Source organism: Mesorhizobium sp. M4A.F.Ca.ET.022.05.2.1 (genome assembly GCF_003998845.1).
Lineage (GTDB): Bacteria > Pseudomonadota > Alphaproteobacteria > Rhizobiales > Rhizobiaceae > Mesorhizobium.
Genome location: NZ_RZOJ01000382.1, coordinates 1 through 5,766 on the forward strand (window position 1 = coordinate 1; position 5,766 = coordinate 5,766).

5 protein-coding genes and 1 pseudogene are annotated in these 5,766 nt (G+C 65.2%); 1 reads left to right on the forward strand and 5 read right to left on the reverse strand.

The window, feature by feature from the left end; genetic code table 11:
* A partial coding sequence (locus EN745_RS28200) for a phosphatidylserine decarboxylase (protein ID WP_145992166.1) occupies positions 1-438 on the reverse strand: 438 nt, incomplete at its 3' end.
* Between the two features lie 187 nt (positions 439-625).
* Between EN745_RS28200 and EN745_RS28205 the strand changes: the two genes are divergently transcribed.
* Positions 626-1,519, forward strand: coding sequence for an SMP-30/gluconolactonase/LRE family protein (locus EN745_RS28205; protein ID WP_127422763.1), 894 nt, complete (start codon positions 626-628; stop codon positions 1,517-1,519).
* On the opposite strand, the pseudogene EN745_RS28210 reads toward EN745_RS28205, so the two are convergent.
* From EN745_RS28210 to EN745_RS28225, 4 genes and pseudogenes are all read right to left on the reverse strand, one after another.
* Positions 1,501-1,838: pseudogene (locus EN745_RS28210) on the reverse strand (antibiotic biosynthesis monooxygenase); the annotation flags it as partial. The gene EN745_RS28205 and the pseudogene EN745_RS28210 overlap by 19 nt on opposite strands.
* A gap of 267 nt (positions 1,839-2,105) precedes the next feature.
* Entirely contained in the window at positions 2,106-3,986 is a 1,881-nt protein-coding gene (locus EN745_RS28215) for an ABC transporter ATP-binding protein/permease (RefSeq protein WP_127422764.1), read from the reverse strand.
* Between the two features lie 18 nt (positions 3,987-4,004).
* Positions 4,005-4,349, reverse strand: coding sequence for a metalloregulator ArsR/SmtB family transcription factor (locus tag EN745_RS28220; RefSeq protein WP_126055676.1), 345 nt, complete (start codon positions 4,347-4,349; stop codon positions 4,005-4,007).
* A gap of 168 nt (positions 4,350-4,517) precedes the next feature.
* On the reverse strand, positions 4,518-5,766 hold a 1,249-nt coding region (locus tag EN745_RS28225), incomplete at its 5' end, for a LysM peptidoglycan-binding domain-containing protein (RefSeq protein WP_145992168.1).

The window sequence follows — 5,766 nt, forward strand, 5'->3', positions numbered from 1 at the left end:
GACCAGCCCGTTGCGCTCGTTCTCCGAGCTTGCCTTGTCGAGCTCGGCGTTGAGGAATTTTCCGGGCCGATGCTCGATCTTCGTGATGCGGCCGCGCACCGGAGCGCGGTTCACATGGCAGGAAAAGACGTTCATGAAAACGGAGATGCGGGTCATCTCGCCAGAGCCGAGGCCAAGCTCGCGCGGCGGCACGGCCGGCCCGACCGCCGAGATGATGCCATCGGCCGGGCTCACCACCAGCCGGTCGTCGACCGGCGTGACGCGCTCGGGATCACGGAAGAAATAGACGCACCAGGCGGTCAGGATCAGCCCGATCCAAAACAGGATCGAGGAGAAATAGCCGAGGAAGAGCGTGCCTGCGCCAAAAGCGGCGATGAACGGATAGCCCTCGCGATGGATCGGAACGAGCGTATTCTTGATCGTGTCGACGATGCTCATCGGGCTGGGACGGTCCCTGTTTCAGGTCCGGCCTCAATAGCGGAAAGCCCCCCTGCCCGCAACGCAACATTGGGAGAGGTTGGGTGCGACGCCGGCACGGCGCGCAGCCATATTTTTTGCCTATGCTGTCGGAACTCGACCTTTCCGCTCGTCCTTGGCTAGACAACTCGACCAGGGAGCCCGCCAAATGCCATCGCCGAAATCGTCTGCAATTGACGCCAAGGTCATCACTGAGGGCCTCGCCTTCGGCGAGTCGCCGCGCTGGCATGAGGGGCGGCTGTGGGTCTGCAATTGGGGAACCGGCGAGATCATTGCCATCGATGCCGAAGGCAACAGCGAAATCATGCTCAAAATACCGGCCACCCTGCCCTATTCGATCGACTGGCTGCCGGATGGACGATTGCTTGTCATATCCGGCCGGGAAGGCTTGTTGCTGCGGCAGGAAACGGATGGAACGCTCGTCACCCATGCCGATTTCAGGCCGCTGTCGAACAGCCCGTGGAACGAGATCGTGGTCGACGGGCGCGGCAACGTCTACGTCAATGGCGGCGGGCCGGCGCCGGCGGCGGGCCAGCATTTCGGACCGGGCACCATCGTCCTGGTGACGCAGGACGGGGAGGTGCGACAGGTGGCCGAGAACATCGCCTTCGCCAACGGCATGGCCGTGACACTGGACAACCGGACACTGATCGTCGCCGAATCCCACGCCAACCGACTGACCGCTTTCGATATCGCGGCCGATGGCAACCTTACCAACCGCCGTGTCTGGGCAGATCTCGGCAACGATTATCCCGATGGCATATGCATCGATGCCGAAGGCTGCATCTGGTACGCCGACGTGCCCAACCGGCATTGCGTCAGGGTGCGCGACGGCGGCATAAAGCTCGACAGGGTCGAAGCCGATCGCGGCTGCTTTGCCTGCATGCTCGGCGGGCCTGACGGCAGGACACTCTACATCACGGCTGCCGAATGGCGTGGCTTCGAGCACATGATCAGCGACGCCCGCACCGGCCAGGTGCTGAGCGTCGCCGCACCCGCGCCAGGCGCGGGCTGGCCCTCCTCCAGTTCGGGCAGACGCTGATAGTTGGCGATATCCGCCCGGACACCCAGCCGGGCGATCGTCTCCTGCGGATTGAAGGCGATGCGCTCGTGCGCGACCTTGACGATCGGCACTACTTTGTCGACCGCTGCCTGGCTTCCCATTCGACGATGGTGACGAGGTTGAACTCGCCCGGCCCGGAGAACTGCTCGAGCAGGAAATCCTGCACGAAGCCCTCCTGCCGGCGCAGCAGTTCATGGGTCATCCGGACCTTGCCGATGATCTCCTCGCGGGCTTCAACCGGGACGACGAACTTATCGACCCGGAACACGCTGCCATTGCCTTGATTTTTATTGCTCATTTCGATCTGTCTCCGTTTGGGAAAAGCTCATTTCGCAGGGGCTCGGAGACGGTTTGCAAGCTCAAGATAGGTTGAGGTCAAGGGGAAATTTTGCGCCGACTTCCCCTTCTCCTCCTGTGGGAGAAGGTGGATCGGCGCGCAGCGCCGAGACGGATGAGGGGTGCTGGAAGATCGGCTGCCGCGATTTCAACATATCGCCAAGCTGGAACACCCCTCATCCGTGGCCTTCGGCGACACCTTCTCCCACAAGGGGAGAAGGAAGAGGCGCTAACTGACCTCCGACGTCCTTCTCCGTACGATGACACCCAGCTCGTCGCTCTCGCGGGCGACGCGCAGCCTCTCCTCGGCCTCGGTCGCCTCGCGCTGGCGGTCCCACATCGAGGCGTAGAGGCCATCCTTGCGCAGGAGCGCGGCATGAGTGCCGCGTTCGGCGATCTGGCCGTCCTTGAGCACGATGATCTCGTCGGCCGAGATCACCGTCGACAGGCGGTGGGCAATGACGATGGTGGTGCGGCCCTTGCTGACCAGGTCGAGGGCTGCCTGGATCTCCTGCTCGGTCTGGGTGTCCAGCGCCGAGGTCGCCTCGTCGAGCATCAGGATCGGCGGGGCCTTCAAAATGGTGCGGGCGATCGCCACGCGCTGCTTCTCGCCGCCGGAGAGCTTCAGCCCGCGCTCGCCGACCATCGAGCGGTAGCCCTCGGGCAGTTTCTGAATGAAGGGGCCGATCTGGGCGAGCTCGGCTGCCTTGCGCACCTCCTCCTCGCTGGCCCCGACGCGGCCATAGCGGATGTTGTAGGCGATGGTGTCGTTGAACAGCACGGTGTCCTGCGGCACCATGCCGAGCACCGCGCGCAGGCTCTCCTGGGTGACGTCCCTGATGTCCTGGCCGTCGATCAGCACCTGTCCGGACTGGACGTCGTAGAAACGAAACAGCAGCCTGGAGACGGTCGACTTGCCGGCCCCGGATGGGCCGACGATGGCGACCGTCTTACCCGCCGGCACCTCGAAGGAGACGCCCTTCAGGATCTTGCGGTTCGGATCGTAGGAGAAATGCACGTCGCGGAATTCGACCTTGCCTGCGCCGACCACCAAAGGCCTGGCGTCCGGCCTGTCGACGATTTCCTGCCGCACGTCGAGCAGGTCGAACATGTGCTCGATGTCGGTCAGCCCCTGGCGGATCTCGCGATAGATGAAGCCGATGAAGTTGAGCGGCACGGAAAGCTGCATCAGCATGGCGTTGATGAAGACGAAGTCGCCGACACTCTGCGTGCCGGCCTGCACTTCCAGCGCCGACATGCACATGACGATGACGGTGCCGAGGCCGAAGATGACGCCCTGGCCGAAGTTCAGCCAGCCGAGCGAGGTCCAGGTGCGGGTGGCGGCGATCTCATAGCGCGCCATCGAGCGATCGAAGCGCTCGGCCTCCATGGCCTCATTGGTGAAATACTTGACTGTCTCGAAGTTGAGCAGCGAGTCGATCGCCTTGGTGTTGGCGTCAGTGTCGCTGTCGTTCATGTCGCGACGGATCGAGATCCGCCAGTCGCTCGCCTTGACCGTGAACCAGACATAGATCCAGACGGTGACAGCGACAACGGCCACGTATTTCCAGCCGTAGGTGAAGGCGAAGATGCCGGCGGTGAGCGCGAATTCGAGGATGGTCGGCGCCGTGTTCAGCATGATGAAGCGCACGATCGTCTCGATGCCTTTGGTGCCACGCTCGATGATGCGCGACAGGCCGCCGGTGCGGCGCTCGAGATGGAAGCGCAGCGACAGCTGGTGCATGTGGACGAAGGTGCGGAAGGCGAGTTGGCGCACCGCATATTGCCCGACACGGGCAAACAGCGCGTCGCGCAGCTGGTTGAAGCCGAGCTGCACGAGGCGGAGCACATTGTAGGCGACGACCAGCATTACCGGCGCAAGCAGGAAGGACGGCAGCGGCGGCGGCGTCTTCGCGGCGCCAGCCAACGCGTCGGTCGCCCATTTGAAGAAATAGGGGCCGGCCACCAGCGTCACCTTGGCGACAACCAGGAGCAGCGTCGCCCAGGTGACGCGCGCCCTCAGGTCGGCCCGGTCGGTCGGCCACATATAGGGCCACAGATTGCGGAGTGTCGCGAGGGTCGAGGAATCGGAGACGGTTTTTCCGGCCATTCTTTTTGCCTTCTTGTTCTAGCCGACGGAGCAGCAGGATTTGACCAGCGCCGAGAGCGACGCCGAGACATCGGCGAGCGCCGCGTGGTCGACCTCGTAGCGCGAGCGCTGGCGGTCGGGCTCGAAACGGACCAGCCCGGCCTCGACCAGTATCTTCAGATGTTGCGAGACGGTGGACTGGGCGAGGTCGAGATGGTCGACCACCTCGCGGCAGCAGCAGGAACGGCTGGCGGCGAGATGCCTGAGGATCTCGATGCGTGCCGGATGCGAAAGTGCCGCGAACCGCGCCGCGACGGCGCGGCTGTCCGGGGCGCAACCGGGCGGAGCGCCCACCAGGGTGGGTTCAGTCAGGGATTCGGTCATCGTTCATCGGCGATAGACGATGAACGATGCGAGGGCAAGCTAAGCTGGTGGGTAGTATAACGCCTGCGCACTGCAATGGAGGCAATTTCCGGAGTTGGCGCGACAGCGCTCCCTCTGCCCTGCCGGGCATCTCCCCACAAGGGGGGAGATTGGCCAATCGCCGAATTCCTACTGCGTCTTCGTCGGCGCCGTCGTCATCTGGTCGCCCATCGCCTTCATGTCGGCGTCCTCGCCTTCCTTCGACTTTTGCGGGACCTTGAACACCTGGCCCGGCCAAATGCGGTCAGGGTTGCTGATCTGGTCCTGGTTGGCGAGATAGATGGTGGAATAGCGCACGCCGTGGCCATAGACGCGGCGCGAGATCCGCCACAGTGTATCGTTGCGCCGGATGATGACGGCGCTATCGGCATGTTCGAGCTTGGGCGCCACCGTCTCGGGGGCGTCGGGCGTCGCGGCAGCCACCTTGGCCGGGGCTTCGGCGCCAGGAGCAGCAGCAGGCGCTTCGGCCGTCGTTGCAGGCGCAGCGGGTTCGGCTGCCGGGGCAGCAGGCGCTTCGCCCGCTGTCGCGGGCGCGGCTGGTTTGGCTTCGGCGGGCTTTGCCTCCGCCGGCTTGACCTCGGCCGGCGCCACGGCGGCGACCGACTCACCCGGCTCGCGCTCGAAGGGCACGGCGGCGCGGGCCACCACCTTCACCCCGTCGGCATCGAGCGCATCGACATGGATGGTGTAGCTGCCGACCGGAATGTCGCGCGCCGCTTCGACCAGGAAATGGCCGTCAGGCGAGGTCTGGGCGTCGCCGAGCAGTATGTCGTTGGCATAGGCACGCACCTTGCGGCCGGGATCGGCCGTGCCGGCGACGAAGATCTTGTTGCCGTCGATCTCGACCGCCTCGACGACGATCTTGGGCTCGCCCGCCGGTGCCGCCGGCGGCGTTCCCGGCGCAGCGGGCGCTGGTGCTGGCGCGGCTTCAACCGCGGCCGGCGCGGCCGGAGCCGTAGCGGGGGCTTCGGCCGCCGGAGCGGCCGCCTGGTCGCCAGTGGCGGGTGCCGCGGGCTTCGTCTCCGGTGCCGGGACGGTAAGCAGTTCGGACGGCTTGCCCGGTTCCTCGACCATGGCAAGCACCTGGCCGGCTGGGCTCTGCGGGATCGAGACGACGGCGGTCTGCACCGAGGCGGTCACCACATCGCCGGTCGTCGAGCGCAGCGTGATGGTGTAGTCGCCGGGCTTCAGCGGATCGTCAAGGACGACGGCGAAGGCGCCGTCCGGACCGGCAACGGTCGAGCCGAGCACGGTCGTGCCGTTCAGGATCTCGACCTTGGAATTGGGCGCCGCATTGCCGGCAACGACTATCGAGCCATTGCTTTCGACGCGCACGACATCGAATGTCGGCGCGACAGGCCCGGCTGCGGCGGGTGTC

Bases quoted from the DNA above. Each gene is read 5' to 3' on its own strand.
- EN745_RS28220 (WP_126055676.1), bottom strand. From the start codon at position 4,349: ATGACCGAATCCCTGACTGAACCCACCCTGGTGGGCGCTCCGCCCGGT.
- EN745_RS28205 (WP_127422763.1), top strand. From the start codon at position 626: ATGCCATCGCCGAAATCGTCTGCAATTGACGCCAAGGTCATCACTGAG.
- EN745_RS28215 (WP_127422764.1), bottom strand. From the start codon at position 3,986: ATGGCCGGAAAAACCGTCTCCGATTCCTCGACCCTCGCGACACTCCGC.